Origin of the sequence: Kangiella spongicola (assembly GCF_003194565.2) — a bacterium.
Lineage (GTDB): Bacteria > Pseudomonadota > Gammaproteobacteria > Enterobacterales > Kangiellaceae > Kangiella > Kangiella spongicola.
This window is the reverse complement of record NZ_QICH01000003.1, coordinates 192733-218252: the sequence shown is the minus strand read 5'-3', so window position 1 is coordinate 218252 and position 25520 is coordinate 192733. Positions and strand designations below refer to the sequence as shown.

Here is a 25520-nt window from a genome sequence, read left to right as displayed (position 1 = left end):
TGAAATCGCTGAGTTTATACGCTATTAGGAGATAGTATGAGTAAATCCAAACCAACATACCCCCCAGTTATATGGGCTTTTAAGCGCTAGCAGGCGCTCAGAGCGCCTCTCAGATTTTTTCAGAGTCAAATTTGACATAAGGATCTGTATGTTAATAATGCAAACCGTGCTTAACATTAATCGACTTAACAAACCGACACATTCCACGGCAGGCATATCAAGCCAGCCAAGTCGCTTGTTGGCGATTAGAAAACAAGCCTCGCGCTTGGGTAACGTGTTCTAGCACGCCACGTCACTTTTAACACATCATAAATTAATCCTTTAAAAGAGAAAGGTCATTTCATGCTCGAACATATTGAATTTGGTAATTACAACAACATCGTCGTTAAAGTTGGATCTGCGCTAATCGCGCCAGACGGTCACTCCTGCTCAGCAGAATACTGTCTTCCAATCGCACACTTCGTAAGAAAGTGTCGCAAAGCAGGCAAGCAAGTCACACTAGTTTCATCAGGTGCCGTTGCAGCAGGTTTTAACCTGTTAAAGCCAGACTACGACAAATTAACTCGTAAAGAAAAGCAGCCGCTAGCTGCAGTCGGTCAATCCATGGTGGTTGCACACTGGCAACGTTTCTTTGACGATGTTGTAGCCCAGGTATTACTAACTTCAGCAGACATCAAAAACCCTGAGCGCGCGCAAAACGCACGCAACACATTTAAAACACTTGAAGAACTTGGCGCCCTGCCAATTGTTAATGAAAACGATACGGTAGCGACGGAAGAACTTACGGTTGGTGACAACGATAACCTCGTTGCACAAGTCGCAAAGCTAACCGATGCCGATCTACTGATTATTTGTAGTGACATCGATGGCGTTTATGACGACAACCCAAAAGTTAACCCTGACGCCGAGTTAGTAAATCAATTCGAAGGAATTAGCGAAGAAGCACTGGCTATGGGTAAGCAAAGCACCAGCGCACAAGGCACTGGCGGTATGCGTACCAAACTTAAAGCAGCTAAGTTCGCCTCGGACAACGGTATTGATACGATTATATGTAACGGTACAAACGAAAGTTACATGCGTTTATTCAATAACCAAAACCCAGGCACATTAGTGCACAGTACAGCTGATAAAGCCAAGTCAAAAGTCGCTTAGGAGAATTTTAGGAGTAATTATGAACATGAAAGAGAATTCATTTGAAGACACTGAGAAGCAAGAGCTTTATGATTTAACACTTCGCGCGAAAGAAGCCGCGAAAACTCTTGCCACACTTTCTAGTAGCCAAAAGAACGACGTGCTTGCTGCGATGGCAAAAAAGCTGAAGACCAACCAAGCACAAATTCTTGAAGCGAACAAAAAAGATATTGAGTACGCTAAAGAAAACGATTTATCGGACGCTATGGTTGACCGCCTGCTTCTAGACGAAGAGCGTGTCGACGGCATGGTAAGCGCACTGCATAACGTTATGAACCTTGCTGATCCAGTCGGTGAAATGAGCCAAAGCTCTCTTCGCCCGAACGGTATCCGCGTCGCTAAAATGCGTATCCCACTAGGGGTTGTGCTGATGATTTATGAAGCACGCCCAAACGTTGCAGTAGAAGCTGCAGCGTTAACCCTTAAATCCGGTAACGTGGTTATCCTGCGTGGTGGTAAAGAAGCATGGCATTCGAATAACGCCATTATCGACTGCTGGCACCAAGCAATTGAAGCTTGTGGCTTCAGCAAAGAAATGGTTTGCATCGTACCTTCGCAAAGCCACTCAGCCGTGAATCACCTACTCCAGTTCCGTGACACGATTGACTTGGTAATCCCTCGTGGTGGCGAGCGCTTGATTCAAGCGGTAACGGACAACAGTAAGATTCCAGTGATTCAGCACTTTAAAGGCGTGTGTCACTTATACGTCGACAAATTTGCTGACTTAGACAAGGCTGAGAAATTACTAAAAGACGGTAAGGTATCGCGCCCTGGCGTTTGTAACTCGCTAGAAAGCTTAGTCATACACAAAGATATCGCTGACGAATTCCTAAAGCGTGTGAACGCCCTAGGTAACGAATTCGGCATTCAGTTTAAAGCAGACAAAAACTCTGCCAGCAAACTGGATAACGCCGAAGTTGCGAGCGATGAAGATTATCATAACGAATACTTGAGCTTAGCCATGAGTGTGAAGCAGGTAGACAGCTACGAAGCAGCTATCGAACACATCCAAAATCACAGCTCAAGCCACACCGAAGTCATCGTCACTAAAGACATCGACCGCGGTAACGAATTCGTCAAACGCATCAACTCGTCTGTTGTGATGGTTAACGCTTCATCACGCTTCTCAGACGGTGGCGAACTTGGTCTAGGCGCAGAAATTGGTATCTCAACCAGTAAACTACACGCCTACGGCCCTATGGGTCTAGTCCAACTAACAACTGAAAAGTATGTAGTGACAGGCCAAGGCCAAGCGAAGCACTATTAATAAACAGCACTATTAATAAACAGCACTATTAATAAACAGCACTATTAATTATTATAAAGCGTTCGAGCAATAGGGTTCTACCAAGCCCTATACTCAAAGCCGCGGAGTCAAATCCGCGGCTTTTTTATTTGTGAGATTTAAAAAGAGTTAAAGCTCCTAGTTTAGGCGCTACATATTTTCCAATACTCTTAACTTATATGTTTCATTATCAATAATTTCTCTGAACTCATTTAAGTGTTCTTCTTGAACAATAAACCAGATCTTATTTTTTTTAATCTTAAGTTTAAACGGAATATCACGGCTCTCCAGTTCTGCGATAACAGCATTCTTAAGTCCGGGCATACCTAAATAAGTAGCCCCAGCAGGAAGCTCTTCAAGACTGATTTCCCTCATTGTCTTATCCACAAGCTTAGTATCACTTATGGAGCAATTAATTTTATCCTTTATAAGCTCACATTCGGCGCCACGCTTTTTAAGCTCTTTCAAGACAGTTGATGGCTCATAGTTTCCAAGCAAGTCTATCTGGTAAGTTTCTGCATCATTTTTAGATGCTGAGAGCATAATCATTAAAGATATTATGAAATAGCTTTTATACATTCGATATCTTGTGAAAAGTTAATTCAGAAATTGTAACCCCCTATTTATCCAACACATCAACCGTGAGGCGGCCCTTTTTAACATTGAAGCCGAAATTACCAAGACGTAAACCCTCGAGTTCACTAACGCTCGTCGAAGCTACGCTTGTTATTAATTTCGCGACACTAATGTTTTGTGCAAACAGCGCTATTGACCGTTAGTTCATCTGAATAAATATAAATTAAATAATCGCTGTCTTTGCTTTCAGCTCCAACAGAGTACTGAACAAGATATGACGAATTATCTAAAGGAGATATTTCAAAGTCGCTTGATAAGTTGTAATTAAAACTCAATCGGTGACCCCTTTTAATAGTTACTAATTCATCTGATATGTCTACTCCATCCTTATTAATCCACTTACCTTTATACGGCATAACCTTACTGGACTCTTCAGCGTTAGAGACTTCAAACGCACTGCCATGGCTAGGAGTTAATAAACCAACTTCATAAACATTAATCAAAATATCATATCTCAACACATTTGATATGCCGATTTCTGCTATGTAATTTGAGTTTCGACACTCAAGAGCTAAGTCTGCTTTAAGCTCTATAAGTTTAGACTTTCTTTGTTTATAGTGCCGAACTTCCTCGCTACCATAGCAAAAATTTGAACATAGAAGACTAATAAACAAAATACTAAACATTCTCATTAATTTAAAATCTATTGTTTCCATAATACTCATATGAGCTACCTTCAGAGTTAACCACACCAACAAATAACTGAAATTAATTTTGACCCCATTAATTTAAATATTATCTTTAGAGTTTTCATCGAAAGCTACTTGACGACTTACTTAATAAAGATGATAAGTTACTCCTAGCCTCCCATTTAAGTCAACAAGCAACTCTTAAACCCTTCAAATTCCTAAACATTCCTGTATATTCCTAGTTATTCCAATCAATTCATCTGGTTATTCCTAGAGCTTTTGAAAACAATGATAGCGTCAATTAACCACATGGAGACACAATAATGACACTTGGTGAAAAGCTACGCTCATTGCGTTCAACTAGCGGCTGGACCCAGCCTGAATTTGCTAAAAAGCTGGGTATTGAACAATCCTACCTATCTAAGCTTGAGAACGATAGAAGCATCCCTTCAGTCGAGATTTTCGATAAGCTGTGTACGGCTTATGAAATTACGCCGGATGACATGATTAAAGACTTGGATAAGGATTATGTCCGCCAAAAGCTGATGCATATCCCTATTATCGCCAATGCGACCAATAGCAAACACGAGGTGGCTAAAGGCAAGCGTAAAGCCGCTGTCATCGTTTGTTCGACGTTTATCCTTGTAGCGGTGCTGTTTTTCTTTACAGCCTACCTAGAGTTGCTATCAAGCAACAAGCAGTGGGAGTATCGCTCACTTGGGATTGATTTCAAGCACGAAATCAATCAATGCCTTAAAAAGCAAAGCCGCAAAGAGTGTTATATCAAGTTCACAGGAAATTTTTTTGAGAACTCCTTCCCTACAAATACACGCTCACAGCACCCAGAGAGTATTATTACTAAAGAATATAAAGGAGAAGCATTTATTAAAAAGCTAGATAAGGGCTTTAGAGAGTATCACGCAAAGCAATTAGAGGATAAACGAAGCACAGCCAACAATATCTTCTTAATATTCGCTGTATTTTTAATGACTTTAGGCATTTTAGGGCTTATCGTCGAAGCTCGCTTTTATCGTATCGACAAAACGAGATAGAGTTATTACAGGCACAAAAAAACCGCTAAGTTTTCACTAAGCGGCTTTTTTATTTTCAAGAGGAGTGTTTTCTCTAGAAAAGAAGATGGTGGGTTGCACAGGAATCGAACCTGTGACCACCTGATTAAAAGTCAGATGCTCTACCGACTGAGCTAGCAACCCAAGACCGTTTAAGGCAGTGCCTTATTCGATGGCGCGTATAATACCGTTTTCAGCTAAAAACACAACCCTTTAAAGTCAGAAATTTTAAATTAATTTATGAAATCAGGCTTCAGGATTTATGAAGCACAAATTCAGGATACAAAAAAACCGCTAAGTTTTCACTAAGCGGTTTTTGCTCTCCAGAGGAGATAAAGATGGTGGGTTGCACAGGAATCGAACCTGTGACCACCTGATTAAAAGTCAGATGCTCTACCGACTGAGCTAGCAACCCATTGATTTGACTATCTTTCTAGCCAAGCTCACCGTTCCGGTAAGACGCGTATAATACTTCTTTTTTGAGAAAATACAACCTTTATACGCGGTTTTTTTCGTATTTTTGTAATCGAGTAATTGAAGATACTGACTATTCGGCTTCTTCAATCCATGCAGCTTGGATCGCTTCTAATATGCGCTCACCGCTACGCTCTGGATCGTCATCAAAATCCTCAAGCTCAAGCACTTTATTTCTTAAATCTACAAAGTTTATGCGCAGCGGATCTTGCTCTGGAAACTTTTCATAAAGCTCAATGGCGATGTCCAAACTGTCTGTCCACTTTAAACCCATTGTTATACTCCTACTAAAGAGCGTCTAGTGACGCTCTGAGACTTGGTTGATGGTGTACTTAGGGATTTCTACAACGAGATCTTCGTCTTCGATAACTGCTTGGCAGCTCAAGCGTGACTCAGGCTCAAGACCCCATGCTTTATCAAGCATGTCGTCTTCCAGTTCGTCACTCTCTTCCATCGAGTCAAAACCTTCACGGACAACTACGTGACAGGTTGTACATGCGCACGACATTTCACAAGCATGTTCGATATAGATCTTATTGTCTAAGGCCACATCAAGTACTGTCTGTCCACTTTCGGCTTCAACTTCTGCCCCTTCCGGACACAACTCTTCATGAGGTAAGAATATTACTTTTGGCATCTAATTACCCTATATTTCATCAATTTCGTCAACTTCGTGACCCACAAGAGCCTTGGCTATGCTAGCGTCCATTCGACGATTAGCAAATTCATTTGTGCTCTTCTCTACATACTCTAATGCGTCTTCAATAGCTTTGGCGCTATCCCCTTGCGCAGTTTCATTCAGCTGCTCTAGAGCTGATTGAATCGCTGCGTATTCTTCATCATTTAGTAATTCTTTACCGTTCTCATTCAATGCAGCTGAGACGGCTTCTATGACGCGTGCGGCTTCTACTTTTTGCTCACGCAGCATACGAGCTTCCATATCACCTTCGGCATGACTGAACGAACTCTTTAGCATGTCTGTGATTTGCTCATCGTTTAGACCGTAAGATGGTTTAACCGTGATATCTGTTTTAACACCGCTGGTCGTTTCTTCTGCCATAACCTGTAACAGTCCATCGGCATCTAACTGATATGTCACTCGAATTCTGGCCGCTCCGGCTACCATCGGCGGTATGCCACGTAACTCAAATCGAGCGAGCGAGCGACAGTCTTCAACTAATTCACGTTCACCCTGTACCACATGAATCGCCATTGCAGTTTGGCCATCTTTGAAGGTGGTAAACTCTTGAGCTTTTGCGATTGGAATAGGTGTATTTCTTGGGATAATCTTTTCGCATAGACCGCCCATTGTTTCTACGCCGAGCGATAATGGAATCACATCAAGCAGCAACATATCATCATCTGATTTGTTACCGATCAGGACATTTGCTTGGATCGCAGCGCCGATAGCGACCACTTTATCTGGGTCGATGTCAGTTAATGGTGGTACTTTAAAATATTGCTCAACTTTTTCACGAACCAAAGGCACGCGCGTAGAGCCACCAACCATAACAACCTTATCTACTTCATCAACCTTTACTCCAGCGTCTTTTAGAGTTCGACGGCAAGAAAGTAGCGTTTTATCAACGATTGGAGCGATTATTTCTTCAATTTGTGCACGGCTCATTTCACCCTGCCAATCAAAAAAGTTTACTTCAACTGAATCTGTATCGGTCAGAGCTTCTTTAACTTCACGGGCTTTTATCATCGCCAACTGATGGGCGCGACGATCGTCGCTATCGACCTTCGCTTGCTCTACCAAATATTGACCTATGGCACGGTCAAAATCGTCGCCACCAAGCGCACTGTCACCGCCTGTAGCTAAGACCTCAAACACACCTTTTTCTAAGCGCAGGATCGAAATATCAAAGGTTCCGCCACCTAAGTCATAAATAGCATGAATACCTTCGCTACCTGAGTCTAAACCATAAGCCACCGCAGCAGCCGTCGGCTCGTTTAAGAGCCTTAACACTTTTAAACCCGCCAGCTGTGCAGAGTCTTTTGTTGCTTGGCGCTGCGCTTCATCGAAATAAGCCGGAACGGTAATCACAACTCCGCCTAATTCGCCGCCGAGAGCTTCTTCAGCACGGCTAGCTAGCGCTCTAAGGATATCGCTTGAGACTTCAACTGGGTTCTTCTGAATACCATTGTTAAGCACAACACCGGGCATTCCACTGTCTGACTCAACTAAAGTGTTTGCACTGAACTCTTTGATCTTGTCCATATCGGCAAGACCACGACCGAGTAAGCGCTTAATCGAGCTAATAACATTTCCAGGCTCAACGGCTTGGCGTGATTTGGCTTCGTGGCCAACGACAACCTCTCCATCGCTTTTATAATGAACGACTGAAGGTAAGGTATGCCTGCCCTCTGGATCGGGCAATGTAGCCGCTTCACCACTTCTAACAGTAGCTATCAGTGAATTGGTTGTACCTAGGTCGATACCCGCCGCTAACCTGTGATGGTGGGCTCGAGTGCTCTGTCCTGGTTCCGAAATTTGCAATAATGCCATAATGACTCAGTTAATCTAATAGTGTGTCTTCAGCCAGCTCGATATCACGCAATGTTTTGTGTAAGAACTGTAGCTTATAAATAGAAATTTTTAATGCGTCCAAATCCCAAGGCTCATGCTCGAAAAGACGCCCAAGCTCCGCTTCTTGCTGCTCAGCCATAGCTTCAATCTTGTCGGCAAAGCTCATTAACTCGCTAGCATTCTTCTGCTTAGTAATAGTATCGAGTTCTTCACGCAACTCGAGCTGCTGCATCAAGAATTCAGCATCGTTAACCGTATGGTCTTGGGTGGTATCAATATTTTTTACTAGCTGTAGTAAGTATTGAGCACGCTTTACGGGATCTTTTAAAACCGCAAAAGCGTCGTTTAAGCGAGTGGTTTTTTGCATAGCCAGCATCTGTTGCTGACTACCACCTTGAGTATGGCGATCGGGGTGTGCTGATTGAAGCAAACGCTTCAACTTGCTTGATAAATCTTTTTTATCAATGAAAAAATTCGGCTCTAGGCCGAATAATTCAAAATAATTTTGTTGCGCATTTGCCATAGTAATTAATTCGTTTGAACAAAATTAATAGATCTTTTATTCGGTTAGTTAAGATCTTCTAAATTTGAAAAAATGCTTCAGAGCGCGGCGGAAAAGTAAAAGAAACACGGAGTTTATAAATAATAAATGAATATTTTCTTTTACTTTCTCCAACAAAGCTATGGAGCATTTTGACAATTTAGATCACTATACAGTGAAGGACTCACCACACCCACACTCACCCTTCGCATTAGGATTCACAAACTCAAAGCCTTCGTTAAGACCTTCCTTTACAAACTCTAAGCGGGTGCCTTCTAGGTACGGCTGACTTTTTGGATCAATGACAACTTTTACGCCTTTATCTTCATAAAGGATATCTTCGTCGTTTAATTCATCAACAAACTCTAAAACGTACTCTAAGCCTGAGCAACCTGTGGTCGCTACTCCTAATCGCACACCGAGGCCTTTGCCACGGTATGCGAGGAAGGATTTCACACGTTCTGCTGCTGCATCTGATAATGTGATCGCCATATTCTAACCTGTACCTATTGAGCTATTACTTTTGACTTCTTTCTTTAAAGTCTTTAACTGCAGCTTTAATCGCATCTTCAGCTAACACTGAGCAGTGGATCTTTACTGGAGGTAAAGCCAATTCTTCTGCGATATCAGTGTTTTTGATAGCTTGCGCTTCATCAACAGTTTTACCTTTAACCCACTCTGTTACTAGTGAGCTTGAAGCAATCGCTGAACCACAGCCGTAAGTTTTGAACTTAGCATCTTCGATAATGCCTTGCTCGTTCACTTTAATCTGTAGTTTCATCACATCTCCACAAGCTGGAGCGCCTACCATGCCAGTACCTACAGTCGTATCATCTTTCTCGAAAGAACCAACGTTTCTCGGGTTTTCGTAATGATCAATAACTTTTTCACTATATGCCATAATAATTTCTCCAACTAACCTAGTGTGCCTGCCATTCAACTTTTGACAGGTCGATACCTTCTTTGTACATGTCCCACAATGGAGAGAGTTCACGTAAACGCACTATGCCTTCACGGACTTGCTCAATTGTGTAATCAATTTCTTGTTCCGTTGTAAAGCGTCCAATACTGAAACGGATAGAACTGTGCGCTAACTCATCATCACGTCCTAACGCACGCAATACATACGAAGGCTCTAAACTTGCTGATGTACAGGCTGAACCAGATGACACCGCTAAGTCTTTTAGCGCCATAATCAAAGATTCACCTTCAACAAAATTGAAACTGATATTGATGATGCCTGCTACTCGCTGCTCTTCGTGGCCGTTAAGATACACTTCTTCCATATCATTAACACCGTCCCATAGGCGCTCACGTAAGCTGATGATGCGCTCATTATCTTTTGCCATATCTTCCATAGCAATTCTTGCAGCTTCACCCATACCAACGATTTGGTGAGTAGGTAAAGTTCCTGAACGCATACCACGTTCATGACCACCACCATGAATTTGTGCTTCTAAGCGCACGCGTGGCTTACGACGTACGTATAAAACACCAATACCCTTCGGGCCATACATTTTGTGGCCTGAAATCGACATTAAATCGACTTTAGTTTTTTCCACATCGATTGGCAATTTACCAGCGCTTTGCGCTGCATCTACATGGAAAATGATTTTACGTTCACGACATAGTTCGCCAATAGCTTCAATGTCTTGAACCACACCCGTTTCGTTATTGACGTGCATAACACTAACAACGATGGTGTCGTCACGTAATGCATTTTTAAATGCATCCATGTCAATCAGACCGTCTTCTTGTACGTCAAGGTAAGTCACTTCATAACCTTCACGCTCCAACTGACGAGTCGTATCTAAAACTGCTTTGTGCTCAGTTTTGACAGTAATAATGTGTTTGCCTTTCTTGCCATAGAAGTGCGCCGCACCTTTGATGGCCAAGTTATCAGACTCAGTAGCACCTGATGTCCAGACAATTTCACGAGGGTCTGCGTTGATTAAATCCGCCACATGCTGTCTTGCTTCATCCACAGCCTCTTCCGCTTCCCAACCAAATTTGTGGGAACGTGAAGCAGGGTTACCGTAGATGCCGTCAACACTCATGTATTGAACCATCTTCTCGGCAACACGCGGGTCGACTGGCGTAGTTGCTGCGTAATCAAGATAGATGGGTAATTTCATTCTCTTCTCCGCTAAATTTCAAAGCACAATTCAAAAATAACCAAAACGCTGATTAGCCGAATGCTATAACGTCTTCCTCACGAAAACGTACGTTCTGGCGCTCAGCAACCTGCTGAACAAAATCTCGCTGGATAACATGATCGAGCGTTATCCCACTTAAAAACTGATAAATTTGGTCGCTTAGCTCGGACCATAACTGGTGCGATAAACATACATCGCCACCTTGGCAGTCGCCTTTACCATTACAGCGTGTTGCAGTAATGGGTTCGTTTACCGCTAATACAACCTCTGCAATACTAATTTGTGTCGCTGGGCGCTTTAATTCATAACCACCACCAGGCCCGCGGATGCTATCGACCAAATTGGCCTTTCGCAAGCGCGAAAACAACTGCTCCAGATAAGACAAGGATATATGTTGCCTTCCTGAAACCTCTGCTAGTGTTATCGGACCTTTGCCTGCATGCAATGCGAGATCTAACATTGCTGTTACAGCGTAGCGTCCTTTAGTGCTCAACTTCATATCAGTACCTTTACTTGATTGGCTTTATGATCTCATACCCGAGTAATTTAGTCAACTTTACACCAATATAGACACTAGCCAACAATAGGCGTTATCTCGTTGAAAACTAAAGGAATATATTTTCTAATTACTTCTACTTATATCTAACTGCATTTGGATTAGTATAAATACCGAGTAATTTAGTAGGTTAAATATTAGTGATTCTCATTAACAGTGCTCACTGCCTGAGAATCACCTTTTAGGAGGGTTTATCAATAGGCTTGGATGACTCGTCATCATCATAAACGCCATCGGGATCTTTAGAGTCAAAACGTGTCAAAGATTCGCAATCTACGTCAGGCAAGTCGAGTTCATCGCAATCAATACCCTGCTTTTTCAAGGCACACGCAATAAGCACCATTTGCTGCTCTAAGGCACGAGAATGTTCATGCAAGCTGCGAATTGCTTGGGAAATAGGATCTTGTTGGTGAGTGCTGATACCGTAGGCTTCAAAAACTGTCTGCTCAGTGTCTTTTTTGCCTGATACTTGGCGCGCAGGAATACCTATCATGGTGGTATCGGCAGGGACGTCTTTGACCACTACAGCATTAGAACCAACACGCGCCCCACTGCTTAAGGTAATCGGGCCTAGAACTTTTGCACCAGCGCCGATAACTACATTATTTTCTAAAGTCGGGTGGCGCTTTCCTTCACTCCAGCTAGTACCACCTAAAGTGACACCATGGTAAAGTGTACAGTCGTCGCCAATTTCAGCCGTTTCACCAATAACAACGCCCATCCCATGGTCAATAAAAAAACGTCGCCCAATTTTGGCGCCAGGATGAATCTCGATTCCAGTTAGCCAGCGAGCCAAAGTCGATAAAGTCCTAGCTAACCACTTCCAGTTCGCACGCCATAATTTATGAGCAACTCGATGTGCCCAGATAGCATGCAAGCCAGGATAGTTGGTCAATACTTCAAAATTGTTACGCGCAGCTGGGTCGCGATGAAAAACACTTTTAATGTCTTCCTTCATTCGAGAAAACATCTTACTCCTCGTTACTACGTTAAACTGGACTATTAACTAAACTTACTCTTGCTCTATTACTGCTTGTTTGACTGGTACTTAATGTGTTTCGTCATTGAAGCTAAAAATCCACGCAGAATGTTTACTTCAGCCTCTGTAAGTTGCGCCTTAGCGAAAAGCCTGTGCAACCGAGCTGGCAACAACTTTGGTTCTTTAGGATCAAAAAAGCCCGTTTCTGTCATCACACTTTCAAAGTGTCGGTACAAACCTTCAGTCTGCTGCACCGTGGCTTTGTTTTCACCACTAACAAGTTCATCGTTTGCATGGTTAGCATCAGACTCAGTTTCATCATGAGCGAGCGCTAAAAGCCGGCACTCATAGCAGATCACCTGGACTGCGGCCGCTAAATTTAGTGACATATACTCCGGATTGGCCGGAATATTAACATGATAGTGACAAAGTTGAAGCTCTTCATTGTGTAAACCAGTGCTTTCACGCCCAAAAACAATGGCCATAGGCATCGCAGTTGGCTCTTTTTCTATAATAGTGCTGATTTCGCGTGGCTCAATCAAAGGCCACGGAAGCGCCCTATTGCGAGAACTTGTGCCAATCACTAATCGGCAGTCTGCTACCGCTTCTTCTAGGCTAGAAGCAATTGTCGCTTGCTCTAACACATCGGTAGCGCCAGAAGAACGCGCAACCGCTTCTTCTGATGGGAATTGCTTAGGATTAACTAACACCAAATGCTTCAAGCCCATGGTTTTCATGGCTCGCGCAGCAGCCCCGATATTGCCTGGGTGGCTAGTTTGGCAGAGTACAATCTTTATCTGATCTAAAAATTGCTGTGCAGAATGCAGTTGTGTCGATTTCACTAAGTGTCTGGATAAGTTGCTAATTTACAAGAAGCTATATTATCAGAGCGCCCCTCATAACCCCACAATTAAATGATCAAAGTTATCTTCCTAGTAATGTGAAATATTGAAAAAAACAATAATTTAGTCTTCTTTATAGCCAATACTTTTGCTATGATTCGCACCGTTTAGCGCTAATGCGCTCAATTTTTGCCCAATTTTGTGGGCAACCTATTCTCTATAGCGAATTTTTCCTATACAGACTGTTCTTTGACTTTGGTGGTATCAACATGAATGCGTACAAAAACATTGCCGTGCGTGCGGCAGAGCGTGCTGGAAATTTTGTGGCGAAAGCTTTTGCTAACCGCGACCGAATTATTGCACAAAGTAAAGGCCCTAACGACTTCGTTAGTAATATCGACAAGCAGGCCGAAGAGATCATTATTGATGCCATTAAGTATAGCTATCCTGATCACGCTATTTTAGCGGAAGAAAGTGGTCAACATGGCGAAAGCGACACAGTCTGGATCATTGATCCAATCGATGGCACAACTAACTTCTTGTTAGGAATCCCTCACTTCGCCATATCAATCGCGGTTAAGCACAAGAACAAAACTCTCGCAGCGGTGATTTACGATCCGATTAAAGACGAAACCTTCACGGCTTCTAACGGCAGTGGTGCACAGCTCAATAACACACGCATCCGCGTAAGTGATAAGAAAAAATTGGACAACTCAGTCCTAGCAACAGGCTTCCCATTCCGCGGTAACCAAAACTTATCCGAATATTTGACTTACTTTGAAACCATCTTCCCACTGTGTATCGACATGCGTCGCGCAGGGTCGGCTTCCTTAGATCTGGCCTATGTTGCCGCTGGTCGCCTGGATGGATTCTGGGAATTCGGTTTAAGCGAATGGGACACAGCTGCGGGCATCCTAATCGTCAAAGAAGCTGGAGGTTTTGTTGGCGATGTTAAAGGTAACCCATACCAAGAAAAGTCGAAAAGCATTCTTGCTGCAAACCCAGGTGTCTTCAAACACTTCATGAAAAGTGTAAAAGACCTTTAATTCTAGGAAAGTGGGCCTTTAAATCTAAAAGTCTATCACCATATTCACACCCGAAGATTGAAAAGGACAGCCCAATGATTGTACAATTGGTCTGTCCTCTTACCAGAGTTAATACACTCATTGTAAACAAGTAGGTTTAAACGATATGAGCACGCAAAATCACAACGCTCTTTTTGACGCATTGTGGAATGATTATTTAGCAATCACGCCTGACGCCAAAGCCATTCACGAAGAATTCAAAGCATTGGGCGACGATACTATTATTAATGATCACATAGCCCTAAGAACCTTTAATGAAGGCGCTATGAACTTAGAAAATATTGGTAAACACCTTGAGCAGTTCGGTTACGAAGCTGCTGGTGAGTATCACTTCGAAGAGAAAAAGCTTTACGCCAAACACTTCCAACACAAAACTGATGAAGACGCACCTAAAATTTTCGTTAGCGAGTTGTTATTAGAAGAGTTTTCAGCTGAGCTACAAATGTTCTGCCGCGGCTTAATCGCCGAAGCAAACTGGAATATTCGTCAAAATGGCCTATCGCTCCCTTCTCGCCCATGGGGCAAAGTAACCCGCGAAGCTTATGAGCGTCTACTTGAAGAAAGTGAATACGCCGCATGGCTAGCCGCTTTTGGCCTACGCGCCAACCACTTTACAGTGTCAGTCAATAAGCTTAAAGGCATGAAAAACATTGAAGCTGTAAACGAATTCCTGAAAGTCAAAGGATTTGAGTTAAACACTAGTGGCGGCGAAATTAAAGGCAACGAAGAAGTTTGCTTAAAGCAAAGCTCTACCATGGCCAACATCGTCGACTGGGAATTCAATGGCGGCAAACACCCTATTCGAACTTGCTTCTATGAATTTGCAGAGCGCTTCCCTATGGAAAACGGCGAGCTTTACCAAGGTTTCGTCGCAGCTAGTGCTGATAAGATTTTCGAATCTACTAACGCAGCTTAATAAAGCATCCCTCGGTGCACTGCCCTAGAAGATTAGCGCTTTGTTCCCCCTTTAAAAGTTAGCCTCACATTTTAAAATTATAGAGCAAATTGGGCAGGGATAGCCCAATTTAGCAAAGACGAAACAGGACGTTTCGTTTTGCGGCTCGTCAATTAATTTTGAATTGTGAGGGCAGTCCAAAGGACCTAACTTTTAGGGGCGAGTTTTTTGGTTCGTTTTTTGCTCGTCAAAAAATGAACTTAAGAATACGATACTAAACAAGTTGAGCGCATCTGTGACGAGTAAGATAATAACAAAAACATAAAAAAACCGCCAAAAGGCGGTTTTTTCTTGAACACTTAAAGCAAAAAATTACAGAGCATCAATCAACTCTGGAACTGCTTTAAATAAGTCTTCAACCAAGCCGTAATCAGCTACCTGGAAAATAGGTGCTTCTTCGTCTTTGTTGATAGCAACAATTACTTTTGAGTCTTTCATACCCGCTAAGTGCTGAATAGCACCAGAAATACCAACGGCAATATACAACTCAGGAGCAACGATTTTACCGGTTTGACCTACTTGGTAATCGTTTGGTACGAAACCAGCATCAACCGCGGCGCGTGATGCACCAACAGCTGCGCCTAACTTATCCGCTAGTGTTTCTAGCATTTCAAAGTTTTCGCCGTTACCCATTCCGCGACCACCCGATACAACAACTTTCGCTGTACCAAGATCAGGACGCTCTGACTTAGTTAGTTCTTCGCTGACGTAATTACTCAACGGCGTATGTGAACCAGCATCAACATTTTCAATTGCGGCAGAACCACCTTCAGTCGCTAAAGCGTCGAAAGCAGTTGCGCGAACAGTAATCACTTTTTTGCTATCGTTACTTTTAACGGTGGCAATGGCGTTACCCGCATAAACAGGACGCTTAAAGGTGTCATCTGACTCTACAGAGATGATGTCTGAAATTTGCTGCACGTCTAACAAAGCTGAGATGCGCGGCATCATATTCTTACCGAAAGTCGAAGCCGGCGCTAAGATATGCGAATAGTCGCCCTCTTGCGCCATTACAGCCTTCTCAACGTCTTCTGCTAATAAGTGCTCTAAAAAGTCAGCTTGTGCCAATAAAACTTTATCAACACCTTCTGCTTTAGCCGCTTGCTCAGCTACTGACTCACAGTTGTGGCCAGCCACTAGCACTACCGTTTCACCACTAAGCTGTTTCGCAGCTGCGATGGTGTTATACGTCGAAGCTTGTAATTCGCTATTATTGTGCTCTGCAATTACTAAAGTCGTCATTTAGATCACCTTCGCTTCATTTTTTAGTTTATCAACAAGCTCAGCCACTGTTTCAACCTTAACACCTTCGCTACGCTCTGGTGGGTTTTCAACACTTAAAGTCTCTGTACGGTTGGCCGTATCAACACCTAAGTCAGCTAAAGCAATCTCATCAAGAGGTTTACGCTTTGCTTTCATGATGTTTGGTAACGATGCAAAACGCGGCTCATTCAAACGAAGATCCGTTGTGATAACTGCTGGAAGGCTTAACTCAATAGTTTGCAAGCCACCATCAATTTCACGCGTCACTTTTGTTTTACCATCTTCGACTTCTACTTCTGAAGCAAAAGTACCTTGGCCCCAACCTAAAAGAGCGCCAAGCATCTGGCCTGTTTGGTTGTTATCACCATCAATTGACTGCTTACCTAAAAGCACCATTTGCGGCTCTTCTTGCTCAACAACCTTCTTTAAAACTTTAGACACAGCTAATGGCTCTAGCTGATCGTCTGTTTTGACTAAAATTGCTTTATCAGCACCTAGTGCTAATGCTGTACGCAAAGTCTCTTGGCACTGTTGATTACCAATTGATACTGCGACAACTTCAGAAGCGACACCCTTTTCTTTTAGGCGAACAGCTTCTTCTACTGCAATTTCACAGAATGGATTCATAGACATTTTAACGTTAGCAGTCTCTACTCCGCTATTGTCCGGCTTAACACGAACCTTCACATTCGCGTCGATAACTCGTTTTATTGCAACTAGAATTTTCATGAAAACCCTATCGTATGTATAATCTCTGCCAAATATAGACGATCTAAACGCCTATCTTTTGTAAAATAGGGCGTAATGGTGACGTTTTACTGGCTGAAGGTCAATAGTTTATCGTGATTTTAGCCATGTTTTGACTGAATTTTAATCAATTTTAAGAGGAGATCTAGGTGGAACGCGAATTTATGGAATTTGACGTTGTGATAGTGGGTGCAGGCCCTTCTGGTTTAGCAGCGGCGATCAAGTTGCGCCAACTAGCCATCGAGAGCGACAAAGAATTGATGGTTTGTGTCGTAGAAAAAGGTTCCGAGGTCGGTGCGCACATACTGTCTGGTGCCGTAATCGAACCAACCGCATTGAATGAGCTAATCCCTGACTGGGAAGAGAAAGGCGCGCCACTGAATACAAAAGTGACAGGCGATTCCATCTACCTCATGAAAAACGAAGAAAAAGCTACAAAAATACCTAACTTCTTCGTTCCTAAAACCATGCACAATGATGGCAACTATATCATCAGCCTTGGTAATTTGTGTCGCTGGTTAGCCGAACAGGCAGAGGCTTTAGGTGTTGAGATTTTCCCTGGCTTCGCTGCTTCAGAAGTTCTTTACAATGACGATGGCTCAGTCAAGGGTATCGCCACAGGTGATATGGGAATTGGCAGAGATGGTGAGAAAAAAGACGGTTATATGCCAGGTATGGAGCTTCACGCTAAGTACACCCTGTTTGGAGAGGGCTGTCGCGGTCACTTAGGTAAAGAGCTTATCGCGAAGTTTAACCTTGATGAAGGCAAAGAGCCTCAGCACTACGGAATTGGCATTAAAGAGCTTTGGAAAATTCCAGCAGAGCAGCATCACGAAGGATTGGTAGTTCACACCGCAGGATGGCCATTAAGCGAGTCAGGCTCTGCTGGTGGCGGTTTCTTGTATCATATCGAAGACAACCAAGTAGCTGTAGGCTTAATTACCGATCTTTCCTACTCTAATCCGCATGTGAGCCCATTTCATGAATTCCAGCGCTACAAGCATCAGAAAGTCATAAAGCAATACTTAGAGGGCGGCGAGCGCATTTCTTACGGCGCACGAGCGCTGACCAAAGGCGGCCTGCAGTCACAACCTAAGATGTCATTCCCGGGTGGTCTTTTAATCGGTGATAATGCTGGAACTTTGAACTTCGCTAAGATCAAAGGTACACACACTGCAATGAAGTCGGGTATTATCGCTGCAGAAACGATTATGGCAGCCTTTGGCGGCAACAGAGCCAATGACGAGCTTGCTGAGTATGAAGCCAACTACAAAGCTTCCTGGGCTTGGCGCGAGCTACATCAACAGCGTAACTTTGGCCCAGCTCAGCACAAATGGGGTAACTTCCTAGGTTCAGCGTATGCCTTTATCGACTTAAATATCTTTAATGGTAAATTGCCTTGGACATTGAGCGATCCGAAGCCGGATTACGCGCAAATGAAACCAGCGGATCAATGTAAGAAAATTGATTACCCAAAGCCTGACGGAAAGCTGTCTTTCGATAAACTTTCTTCCGTGTTTGTCTCAAATACTAACCATGAGGAAGATCAGCCCGTTCACCTTAAATTGCAAGACGATAGCATTCCAATTGAGGTGAACTTGGAAAAGTACGATGAGCCTGCTCAGCGCTACTGCCCTGCTGGAGTTTATGAGGTAGTTCGTGACGATGACGGTAACAACCCTAAATTTGTGATTAATGCTCAGAACTGCGTACACTGCAAGACATGTGACATTAAAGATCCAAGCCAAAACATTACATGGGTCGCGCCTGAAGGTGCTGGTGGACCAAACTACCCGAATATGTAACTTTTAGTTTGAAATAAATACACCAATAAAAAAGCCTCCTAATGGAGGCTTTTTTATTGCAAGCTAGAGCTTAAGAAAAACGTCTTCTTATGCCCAAAGCCACAAGAATCCCTAGAAGGATAACTGGAACGCTTCCACCACCATCATTTGGTTGCGGATCTGTATCACCGCACTCTTCGACTGGCTCACCCGTAGGATCCAGGCGGAAAGCTCTAATTTCACCATCCACAGTACCAACACCAACAATTTGACCTGCATCGTTAATGGCTCTCGCCTCCGTTAAAATCCAAGGAGAATCGCATGCGATAAGGTCGTTTAGATTTTTCATTTCATCATTTTCGTACAGAAAAGCACCAGACTCATTGAGCGTAGGAGCTGATGTTAATGCTCTGCCGACGATTTGCCCAACATTGTTGATCGCCAGTGCACGAGAATCATTAAAATCATCATCTAAAAAGCCTAAAAACTTTAGCTGAGGACTACTGTCAGACATATCGATATAAAAAGCTTCTCTTTGTCCACGAGTATTAGGAATAAAAATACTGCCAACGACTTCTTTTGAATCGTTCACAGCCATGGCAAAAATAGCTCTATTATCGACTGTCTCAATTTCTGTAATATTACTTAGGTCTGATGTATTAGCAAAATATGAAGCAATTTGAACCGTGTCGCCAACTTCTTTATCAGTGAAGCCAACTATGTCATTTACATTGTTTATACCCGTAATATAGGAGCGTCTATCAACTCCCTCGGCAAAAGGCTCTACGACTTGATATAAATCTGCATTTCTGTCGTAGATAATACCGCGATCAACTCCACCTACTTCATCATCAGGATCAACGTCATATTTTCCTGTCAAAATAGATATTTGATTATTATTGATATCAAGAGCTACTGGAGTAGTAAGGTTTTCTAGCTCCGGAAACTTAGTTACAGCACCACTTTCAAAAAACACCGCATAGTGCTCAATAACTTTAATTGTCTGTCCGTTGTCGTTCTGTTGCTCTACGATCTGGTTAGAATAACCAACCGCAGTCATAAGATCATTGACGCCAACTGCATAACTTTCAGTTCCGTCAGGAAGTGAACCTAAATCAATATTCTGTTGGTTTTCGTCAAACTGAACAGCATGCGTAATAAACTCACTAGTTCCATCAGCTACTTCTGCGTCAGCTAAACCAAATGGGTTCCCCGCAGAATCTATATCATTTGCAATACTCAAATCGCCACCTAAACCACCTAAGTCAACAACCTCATAAGGTGCTGCTACTGATGTTGAAACTAGTGTCGCGATACTGAGTGCAAGCAATGTTTTTGTGGTTTTTAATTTCATCAATTCTCTCTTCACAATTTTTTATTCGTTTACTACAATGTAGCGTCTGGTTGCGCTTCAGGTTTCGCATCACTAAAAGCGTCGAGTGTTAGGCAGTGTTGCTCAACTTCTACCAATCTTGGGAAGTCGCTCAAGTCTACCTCAAATCTGCGAGCATTGTACATTTGTGATACTAAGAAAACATCTGCTAATGTCAGCTCTTCACCAAAGCAGAAAGGCCCCTGTGCTTTATACTCAGCTAACATAGCTTCTAAAGCTTTGAAGCCTTCTAAAATCCAGTGCGCATACCATGTCGACTTTTGTTCATCACTAACTTGCAATTCCCCTTTTAGATACTGCAATACACGCAAGTTATCCAAAGGGTGGATATCACAAGCAATTATTTGGCATACACTTCTGACTTTAGCTCTTAGGAAAGGTTCACTAGGAAGTAACTTTGGTCCATCATACGCCTCATCAATGTACTCACAAATTGCCATTGATTGGCTCAAGAGCTTGCCATTATCGTCTAATAATGGCACTAACTCCTGAGGGTTTTTTTCGGCATATTCGGGTTTATGCTGCTCTCCACCATCTTTGACCAAATGAATTGGGATGATGGAATATGATAGTCGTTTAATATTTAACGCTGTTCGAACGCGATAAGCCGCAGTAGAACGCCAATAACTATATAACTTCAACATAAACCCGCTCCTTTCAGTTGTCTTATGCTTCGTACTTTTCTACGACTTGGTTGATCTGACCAAAAATACTTTGGTTATTTTCATCAAACATTTCGATAGTTACACGATCCCCGAACTGCATAAATGGTGTCGTTGGCTTGCCATTCTCAATGATTTCCAACATGCGAACTTCCGCCAAACATGAAGAACCAACAGAGCGGTCTTTGTTCGAAATAGTGCCTGATCCTACGATCGTACCAGCTGAAAGCGGACGTGTTTTAGCCGCGTGAGCTACTAAGGTCGGAAAATCAAAAACCATGTCCACACCACACTCAGGTGCGCCTAAAAGCTCGTCGTTTAGGTGTGTTTTTAATGGTAAGTATACTTTTTTACCATCCCACTTATCGCCTAACTCATCAGGGGTTACGGCTACTGGAGAAAATGCTGAAGATGGTTTAGATTGGAAAAAGCCAAAGCCCTTTGCCAACTCACCAGGAATCAGGCCACGAAGCGACACATCGTTAACGGTCATCAACAAACGAATTTCTTTCTCCGCCTGCTCTGCTGAAGCACCCATCGGTACATCACCAGTAATTACTGCAACTTCAGCTTCCATGTCGATGCCATACTCTTCGCTCGCCATTTTAATGTTGTCACGAGGGCCTAAGAAGGTATCAGAGCCACCTTGGTACATTAACGGATCTGTCCAGAAAGTTTCCGGCATTTCAGCGTTACGCGCCTTACGAACTAGCTCTACGTGGTTAACGTAAGCACTGCCGTCAGCCCACTGGTAAGCTCGTGGTAATGGTGACTCACAAGATTCTTGCTCAAAGTCCATAGCGTCAGAGATCTGACCATCGTTTAACTCTTGATAAGTCTTCTCTAACTTTGGCTTAATAGTATTCCAGTCATCCAAAGCCGCTTGTAATGTCTTAACGTAGTCAACTTTAGTTGCTTTTGTCAGATCTTTACTTACAACAACTAACTGACCATCACGAGTACCATCTCTTAAAGTTGCTAATTTCATTCTATATTCCTAAATTCTTTGTGTATTCGATTGTGGATGCCATTAGATATGGCCCCAACAACACTAAATTCAACCGTTTAGGCCATCTGCTTTATGATGACCTAGCCAAGTAATGAGGATTTTCGTGCTTAGACGAGGCATTTAGCGCACGGAAGTGAGGTGTGTATGAATAATACATGACTCACTGAGTACGCTAAATAACAACGTATAAGCCAGAAAAGACCATTACTCGTTACTCAGAAGCTTTCCAGCTATTGCAGTAGTCCGGATTCTCCACACTCGCCATCGCATCGCCAACTTCTAGCGCATCACGCGTATCAAGCATTACCGCCACTTCATCCGTTTCTTTCTTAGCATGCTTACGCCCCGCTTCGAAAGCTTTTGGATGCGGCCCGTGAGTAAAGCCTGATGGGTGGAATGTCACCATACCCGCATCAATATTATCACGACTAAAGAAGTCGCCTGCGTGATAGAACAAGACCTCGTCAAAGTCATCATTGTTGTGGTAGAAAGGAACTTTCAATGCGCCTGGATCAGACTCAATCGGTCTTGGCACGAAAGTACACACCACAAATCGACTAGCGACAAAGGTTGTGTGTGCTGATGGCGGTAGGTGATAACGGTGTGACATTAATGGACGAATATCACGCCAGTTAATACGCACAACCGACAAGTCACCATGCCAACCGATTGCATCTAACGGTGAGTAGTTAAATTGAACGCGCGATAACTGGCCACGACGCTTAATTTCCACTGTCCACGGCGTATCATCTTGTTGCGCCTTAAACTTATCGTTAATGCTTGGTACGTCCAGCATCGCAGGGTCAAAGATTGCCTGAGGTCCAACTAAGCCCTTCTCAGGCAGCTGATAGCTGTCGTTTGTCGCCTCGATTAACAACATCGTCATTGGTTCTTGTGGCTCGATGCGCCACATAGTTCCGCGAGGCATGACAACGTAGTCACCCTCACGGATTTCCAGATGACCATAATCACAGAACAAGTCGCCTTGACCTTTATGAACGAAGAATAATTCGTCACCATCACCGTTGCGAGCGAGGTTCAGCATGGCTTCATTACAATTCCAAATACGGAATTTACAATGAGCGTTGTATAACAAATTTTCAGCGCCCCAAGGTGAATTAGAGTTTTTATCCAACTCATTCAAATCATAGGCACGCGGACGCAAGGGCCCTTCCCACTTTTCCCACGCCGTTGGTGGGTTCTTGTGGTGGAAATGAGCCGTTGGACCGAAGAAACCGCTTCGCCCTGCTTCACGCTCGTATGGTGCTTCTTCTGGTAAATCAGCGTGTGCTTGGCGCGAAATGGTTCCTTCCTTATGCGGGAAAGAGATCCATTTACGCATCTTAAATTACTCCACGTTTCTGTTGATCTAGCTCGATAGACTCGAACAAGGCTTTGAAGTTACCTTCACCGAAACCTTGGTTACCCTTACGCTGGATGATTTCAAAGAAAATCGGGCCAATCACTGTGTTTGTGAAGATTTGTAGCAAGATACCTTCTTCATGATCTAACGAACCATCGATTAAAATGCGGTTTTTGCGAAGTTTATCAACGTCTTCGTGGTGCTCAGGAATACGCTTAGGAATCATGTCGTAATAAGTGTCCGGCGTATCCATGAACTCCATACCGCCTTCACGCAACTTCTCAATAGTACCGTAGATATCGTCCGTTGATAGTGCGATATGCTGGATGCCTTCGCCGTTGTATTCTTTGATGAACTCTTCAATCTGTGATTTATCATCAGCTGATTCGTTAATCGGAATACGAAGCTTGTTACAAGGACCTGTCATAGCTTTTGAGAATAAGCCTGTTTGCTTACCTTCAATGTCGAAATAACGAATTTCACGGAAGTTTGCGATGTTTTCATAGAAACTTGCCCAAACATCCATACCACCACGCTTAACGTTGTGCGTTAGGTGGTCAAGCGTATGCAAGCCCATGCCTGTAGGGAACTTTTCAACGTTTTCGTAGAAGTCGAAATCAGCGTCATAAATGTTGTCTTCTTTGCCCCATTTATCAACAAAGTAAAGAACCGAGCCACCGATGCCATAAACGCCTGGGTGCGCATTGTGTTCTTCTTTATCAAATTCTTTTGCGCCATTTTCTACAGCATATTGTAATGCTTTCTGCGCGTCTTCAACGCGCCACGCCATGGCACAAGCACATGGACCATGCTGTTGGCTAAATTCGTTGAAATAACCTTCTTTTTCACCATTAACCAAAAAGTTAATATCGCCTTGACGGTATAAGAAAACTTCCTTCGATTTATGCTTAGCAACTTCAGTGAAGCCCAATAGCTCAAACAAATCTTTAAGCTTTTGAATACCTTCAGCATTTGGCGCTGAGTATTCAACAAATTCAAAACCATCGGTTCCAAGTGGATTAAAAGTAGTATCAGTCATTTTAAAAACTCCTCACGTGAGGTGAAATTACATTTCTTTTGGGATTGCTATCGACTCAGTTCGCCTTTGTTTATTCAATACAGAGCTCGATATACCGTTATTCATGCCCAAAAGACCTAGTTATACAAATATTTAAAAAAGAATAATTAATCCTACGCTTTGCTCCACTGAGCGCGTATTTGAGCCGCAACGATAAACGTTGGGATGAGTTGTTTGTCTAATTTCAATAACATAAATCAAAATTTTAAAGCAGTTTCAGTGCTTTAGTTATCTCCATATTATGCAACAGCCCGCGACACTTCACAATCTCGCGGGCTTTCTTTAGAACACAAGACTTAACTCGCCTTTTGCTCTTCCTTTGGTGGATATAGTGGCTCACGTAAACCGAGACGTTTTGCTTCTTTAACCATCGCCATCACATCACCGTTAGCTAAATCAAACAGCTGCTTAAAATCGTCAATAACGAAGTATTTCGGTTGCATGATGTCGATACGATATGGAGTGCGAAGCATTTCAATCGGATCGAATGGTGCACGGATTACATCAGGATCTTCTAAGCTGTGTGGTGTTTCGCCGATAGACGATAAAATACCACCACCATAAATACGCTGACCTTCGGCAGTATTAATCAAGCCAAACTCAACGGTGAACCAATATAGGCGTGCTAAATAAACACGGTCTTCCTTGCTGGCGTTATAGCCAAGCTTACCGTAAGCCGCTGTAAATTCAGCAAAATACGGATTGGTTAGCATCGCCGTGTGACCATATATTTCATGGAACACATCGGGTTCTTGCAAGTAATCCATTTCTTCGCGAGTACGAATAAAAGTCGCACAAGGGAATTTTTTATCCGCCAATAAAGCAAAGAATTTATCGAAATTGATGAGCGCTGGTACCCAAGCGACTTCCCAGCCTGTTTCTTTGCGTAGGACACTTGAGACTTCTTCTAACTGAGGAATGCGGTCTTTTGGTAATTGAATCTTTTCTAGACCTTCAAAGTACTCAGGGCAAGCACGACCTTGAATCAGCTTCTCTTGGCGCGCCATTAATTCGCTCCAAATTTGATGCTCTTCATCGGTGTAATGGATAAAACCATTCTCGTCCATCGGACGTGCTTTGTATTTTGTACCTTTTGCCATATACCTACCTAACTATCTGTTATCACAGTTTTAAACTGTAATTTTTAATAAATGTCTGGTTACTAACTCATTAGTATAACGCATCAGAACACCCTATCAGGTCAGATCCCTTGGTGGGCGTTCCTAATAGGCGCACACATTATTACAGTTAATACTGCAAAAACAAGTGCAATTCACCGAAAGTATGCT

27 protein-coding genes and 2 tRNA genes are annotated in these 25520 nt (G+C 43.0%); 7 read left to right on the top strand and 22 right to left on the bottom strand.

From position 1 onward, the window contains the following. Nucleotides 1-148: 148 nt before the first annotated feature. From DL796_RS11800 to DL796_RS09900, 3 genes are read left to right on the top strand one after another with little or no spacing between them, the layout of a single operon-like run. Nucleotides 149-283, top strand: coding sequence for a hypothetical protein (locus tag DL796_RS11800; RefSeq protein WP_265090374.1), 135 nt, complete (start codon nt 149-151; stop codon nt 281-283). A 59-nt stretch (nt 284-342) separates the two neighbouring features. Continuing rightward, entirely contained in the window at nt 343-1152 is an 810-nt protein-coding gene (gene proB, locus DL796_RS09905; protein WP_110201552.1) for a glutamate 5-kinase, read from the top strand. 19 nt (nt 1153-1171) lie between these two features. Beyond that, nucleotides 1172-2458: a glutamate-5-semialdehyde dehydrogenase gene (locus tag DL796_RS09900; protein WP_110201551.1), complete on the top strand. Its 1287-nt coding sequence runs from the start codon at nt 1172-1174 to the stop codon at nt 2456-2458. Between the two features lie 168 nt (nt 2459-2626). Here the strand turns inward: DL796_RS09900 and DL796_RS09895 are convergent, their stop codons facing one another. Further along, entirely contained in the window at nt 2627-3055 is a 429-nt protein-coding gene (locus DL796_RS09895; RefSeq protein ID WP_110201550.1) for a hypothetical protein, read from the bottom strand. A 164-nt stretch (nt 3056-3219) separates the two neighbouring features. After that, nucleotides 3220-3777, bottom strand: a complete 558-nt coding sequence (locus tag DL796_RS09890) for a hypothetical protein (RefSeq protein ID WP_110201549.1) — start codon at nt 3775-3777, stop codon at nt 3220-3222. Nucleotides 3778-4064: 287 nt separating this feature from the next. Between DL796_RS09890 and DL796_RS09885 the strand changes: the two genes are divergently transcribed. Next, nucleotides 4065-4793 (top strand): helix-turn-helix domain-containing protein, encoded by a 729-nt coding sequence (locus DL796_RS09885; protein WP_110201548.1) that lies wholly within the window; start codon nt 4065-4067, stop codon nt 4791-4793. Nucleotides 4794-4879: 86 nt separating this feature from the next. On the opposite strand, the gene DL796_RS09880 is transcribed toward DL796_RS09885, so the two are convergent. From DL796_RS09880 to DL796_RS09825, 12 genes are all read right to left on the bottom strand, one after another. Continuing rightward, a tRNA-Lys gene (locus DL796_RS09880) sits at nt 4880-4955 on the bottom strand. Nucleotides 4956-5150: 195 nt separating this feature from the next. After that, nucleotides 5151-5226 (bottom strand) — tRNA-Lys (locus DL796_RS09875). Nucleotides 5227-5358: 132 nt separating this feature from the next. Further along, on the bottom strand, nt 5359-5559 hold the full coding sequence (iscX, locus tag DL796_RS09870) for a Fe-S cluster assembly protein IscX (RefSeq protein ID WP_110201547.1): 201 nt from the start codon (nt 5557-5559) through the stop codon (nt 5359-5361). A 24-nt stretch (nt 5560-5583) separates the two neighbouring features. Continuing rightward, nucleotides 5584-5922 carry an ISC system 2Fe-2S type ferredoxin gene (fdx, locus tag DL796_RS09865; RefSeq protein ID WP_110201546.1) on the bottom strand — a complete coding sequence of 113 codons (339 nt, stop codon included), beginning with the start codon at nt 5920-5922 and terminating at the stop codon, nt 5584-5586. 9 nt (nt 5923-5931) lie between these two features. After that, the gene (hscA, locus tag DL796_RS09860) at nt 5932-7797 is read right to left on the bottom strand and encodes a Fe-S protein assembly chaperone HscA (protein WP_110201545.1); all 1866 of its coding nucleotides are present in this window, start codon (nt 7795-7797) and stop codon (nt 5932-5934) included. A gap of 10 nt (nt 7798-7807) precedes the next feature. Next, nucleotides 7808-8341, bottom strand: coding sequence for a Fe-S protein assembly co-chaperone HscB (gene hscB / locus DL796_RS09855; RefSeq protein WP_110201544.1), 534 nt, complete (start codon nt 8339-8341; stop codon nt 7808-7810). 186 nt (nt 8342-8527) lie between these two features. Next, a complete protein-coding gene (iscA, locus tag DL796_RS09850; protein ID WP_110201543.1) occupies nt 8528-8851 on the bottom strand; it encodes an iron-sulfur cluster assembly protein IscA in 324 nt (107 codons plus the stop codon). A gap of 25 nt (nt 8852-8876) precedes the next feature. Then, entirely contained in the window at nt 8877-9260 is a 384-nt protein-coding gene (iscU, locus tag DL796_RS09845) for a Fe-S cluster assembly scaffold IscU (RefSeq protein ID WP_110201542.1), read from the bottom strand. A gap of 19 nt (nt 9261-9279) precedes the next feature. Next, complete coding sequence (locus tag DL796_RS09840) at nt 9280-10494, bottom strand: IscS subfamily cysteine desulfurase (RefSeq protein ID WP_110201541.1); 1215 nt, start codon at nt 10492-10494, stop codon at nt 9280-9282. Between the two features lie 52 nt (nt 10495-10546). Beyond that, entirely contained in the window at nt 10547-11014 is a 468-nt protein-coding gene (locus DL796_RS09835) for an Rrf2 family transcriptional regulator (protein WP_110201540.1), read from the bottom strand. Nucleotides 11015-11252: 238 nt separating this feature from the next. Next, nucleotides 11253-12041, bottom strand: a complete 789-nt coding sequence (gene cysE / locus DL796_RS09830) for a serine O-acetyltransferase (RefSeq protein ID WP_110201539.1) — start codon at nt 12039-12041, stop codon at nt 11253-11255. A gap of 56 nt (nt 12042-12097) precedes the next feature. Then, entirely contained in the window at nt 12098-12892 is a 795-nt protein-coding gene (locus DL796_RS09825; RefSeq protein WP_227593055.1) for an RNA methyltransferase, read from the bottom strand. A 269-nt stretch (nt 12893-13161) separates the two neighbouring features. Between DL796_RS09825 and DL796_RS09820 the strand changes: the two genes are divergently transcribed. After that, nucleotides 13162-13938, top strand: coding sequence for an inositol monophosphatase family protein (locus tag DL796_RS09820; protein WP_110201538.1), 777 nt, complete (start codon nt 13162-13164; stop codon nt 13936-13938). Nucleotides 13939-14083: 145 nt separating this feature from the next. Further along, entirely contained in the window at nt 14084-14893 is an 810-nt protein-coding gene (locus tag DL796_RS09815) for a DUF1338 domain-containing protein (protein ID WP_110201537.1), read from the top strand. A 351-nt stretch (nt 14894-15244) separates the two neighbouring features. Here the strand turns inward: DL796_RS09815 and DL796_RS09810 are convergent, their stop codons facing one another. Together DL796_RS09810 and DL796_RS09805 are read right to left on the bottom strand one after the other, a co-directional pair. Further along, nucleotides 15245-16174, bottom strand: coding sequence for an electron transfer flavoprotein subunit alpha/FixB family protein (locus DL796_RS09810; protein ID WP_110201536.1), 930 nt, complete (start codon nt 16172-16174; stop codon nt 15245-15247). Next, nucleotides 16175-16924 carry an electron transfer flavoprotein subunit beta/FixA family protein gene (locus tag DL796_RS09805; protein ID WP_110201535.1) on the bottom strand — a complete coding sequence of 250 codons (750 nt, stop codon included), beginning with the start codon at nt 16922-16924 and terminating at the stop codon, nt 16175-16177. 167 nt (nt 16925-17091) lie between these two features. On the opposite strand from DL796_RS09805, the gene DL796_RS09800 reads away from it, so the two are divergent. Then, nucleotides 17092-18747: an electron transfer flavoprotein-ubiquinone oxidoreductase gene (locus DL796_RS09800; protein ID WP_110201534.1), complete on the top strand. Its 1656-nt coding sequence runs from the start codon at nt 17092-17094 to the stop codon at nt 18745-18747. A gap of 70 nt (nt 18748-18817) precedes the next feature. Here DL796_RS09800 and DL796_RS09795 read toward each other — a convergent pair whose 3' ends face one another. The 6 genes from DL796_RS09795 to phhA all read right to left on the bottom strand — a co-directional run bounded on the left by DL796_RS09795 (nt 18818) and on the right by phhA (nt 25331). After that, a complete protein-coding gene (locus tag DL796_RS09795) occupies nt 18818-20080 on the bottom strand; it encodes a DUF3466 family protein (RefSeq protein ID WP_110201533.1) in 1263 nt (420 codons plus the stop codon). 32 nt (nt 20081-20112) lie between these two features. Beyond that, a complete protein-coding gene (maiA, locus tag DL796_RS09790) occupies nt 20113-20763 on the bottom strand; it encodes a maleylacetoacetate isomerase (protein WP_110201532.1) in 651 nt (216 codons plus the stop codon). Between the two features lie 22 nt (nt 20764-20785). After that, nucleotides 20786-21769, bottom strand: a complete 984-nt coding sequence (locus DL796_RS09785; protein ID WP_110201531.1) for a fumarylacetoacetate hydrolase family protein — start codon at nt 21767-21769, stop codon at nt 20786-20788. A 232-nt stretch (nt 21770-22001) separates the two neighbouring features. Continuing rightward, nucleotides 22002-23132, bottom strand: a complete 1131-nt coding sequence (locus DL796_RS09780; protein WP_110201530.1) for a homogentisate 1,2-dioxygenase — start codon at nt 23130-23132, stop codon at nt 22002-22004. A gap of 1 nt (nt 23133) precedes the next feature. Beyond that, nucleotides 23134-24192, bottom strand: a complete 1059-nt coding sequence (gene hppD / locus DL796_RS09775; protein ID WP_110201529.1) for a 4-hydroxyphenylpyruvate dioxygenase — start codon at nt 24190-24192, stop codon at nt 23134-23136. A gap of 335 nt (nt 24193-24527) precedes the next feature. Further along, nucleotides 24528-25331: a phenylalanine 4-monooxygenase gene (gene phhA, locus DL796_RS09770; protein ID WP_110201528.1), complete on the bottom strand. Its 804-nt coding sequence runs from the start codon at nt 25329-25331 to the stop codon at nt 24528-24530. Nucleotides 25332-25520 lie beyond the last annotated feature (189 nt).

Coding starts and splice junctions, on each gene's coding strand:
- DL796_RS11800 (WP_265090374.1), top strand. CDS start 149: ATGTTAATAATGCAAACCGTGCTTAACATTAATCGACTTAACAAACCG.
- proB (WP_110201552.1), top strand. CDS start 343: ATGCTCGAACATATTGAATTTGGTAATTACAACAACATCGTCGTTAAA.
- DL796_RS09900 (WP_110201551.1), top strand. CDS start 1,172: ATGAACATGAAAGAGAATTCATTTGAAGACACTGAGAAGCAAGAGCTT.
- DL796_RS09895 (WP_110201550.1), bottom strand. CDS start 3,055: ATGTATAAAAGCTATTTCATAATATCTTTAATGATTATGCTCTCAGCA.
- DL796_RS09890 (WP_110201549.1), bottom strand. CDS start 3,777: ATGAGTATTATGGAAACAATAGATTTTAAATTAATGAGAATGTTTAGT.
- DL796_RS09885 (WP_110201548.1), top strand. CDS start 4,065: ATGACACTTGGTGAAAAGCTACGCTCATTGCGTTCAACTAGCGGCTGG.
- iscX (WP_110201547.1), bottom strand. CDS start 5,559: ATGGGTTTAAAGTGGACAGACAGTTTGGACATCGCCATTGAGCTTTAT.
- fdx (WP_110201546.1), bottom strand. CDS start 5,922: ATGCCAAAAGTAATATTCTTACCTCATGAAGAGTTGTGTCCGGAAGGG.
- hscA (WP_110201545.1), bottom strand. CDS start 7,797: ATGGCATTATTGCAAATTTCGGAACCAGGACAGAGCACTCGAGCCCAC.
- hscB (WP_110201544.1), bottom strand. CDS start 8,341: ATGGCAAATGCGCAACAAAATTATTTTGAATTATTCGGCCTAGAGCCG.
- iscA (WP_110201543.1), bottom strand. CDS start 8,851: ATGGCGATCACATTATCAGATGCAGCAGCAGAACGTGTGAAATCCTTC.
- iscU (WP_110201542.1), bottom strand. CDS start 9,260: ATGGCATATAGTGAAAAAGTTATTGATCATTACGAAAACCCGAGAAAC.
- DL796_RS09840 (WP_110201541.1), bottom strand. CDS start 10,494: ATGAAATTACCCATCTATCTTGATTACGCAGCAACTACGCCAGTCGAC.
- DL796_RS09835 (WP_110201540.1), bottom strand. CDS start 11,014: ATGAAGTTGAGCACTAAAGGACGCTACGCTGTAACAGCAATGTTAGAT.
- cysE (WP_110201539.1), bottom strand. CDS start 12,041: ATGTTTTCTCGAATGAAGGAAGACATTAAAAGTGTTTTTCATCGCGAC.
- DL796_RS09820 (WP_110201538.1), top strand. CDS start 13,162: ATGAATGCGTACAAAAACATTGCCGTGCGTGCGGCAGAGCGTGCTGGA.
- DL796_RS09815 (WP_110201537.1), top strand. CDS start 14,084: ATGAGCACGCAAAATCACAACGCTCTTTTTGACGCATTGTGGAATGAT.
- DL796_RS09810 (WP_110201536.1), bottom strand. CDS start 16,174: ATGACGACTTTAGTAATTGCAGAGCACAATAATAGCGAATTACAAGCT.
- DL796_RS09805 (WP_110201535.1), bottom strand. CDS start 16,924: ATGAAAATTCTAGTTGCAATAAAACGAGTTATCGACGCGAATGTGAAG.
- DL796_RS09795 (WP_110201533.1), bottom strand. CDS start 20,080: ATGAAATTAAAAACCACAAAAACATTGCTTGCACTCAGTATCGCGACA.
- maiA (WP_110201532.1), bottom strand. CDS start 20,763: ATGTTGAAGTTATATAGTTATTGGCGTTCTACTGCGGCTTATCGCGTT.
- DL796_RS09785 (WP_110201531.1), bottom strand. CDS start 21,769: ATGAAATTAGCAACTTTAAGAGATGGTACTCGTGATGGTCAGTTAGTT.
- DL796_RS09780 (WP_110201530.1), bottom strand. CDS start 23,132: ATGCGTAAATGGATCTCTTTCCCGCATAAGGAAGGAACCATTTCGCGC.
- hppD (WP_110201529.1), bottom strand. CDS start 24,192: ATGACTGATACTACTTTTAATCCACTTGGAACCGATGGTTTTGAATTT.
- phhA (WP_110201528.1), bottom strand. CDS start 25,331: ATGGCAAAAGGTACAAAATACAAAGCACGTCCGATGGACGAGAATGGT.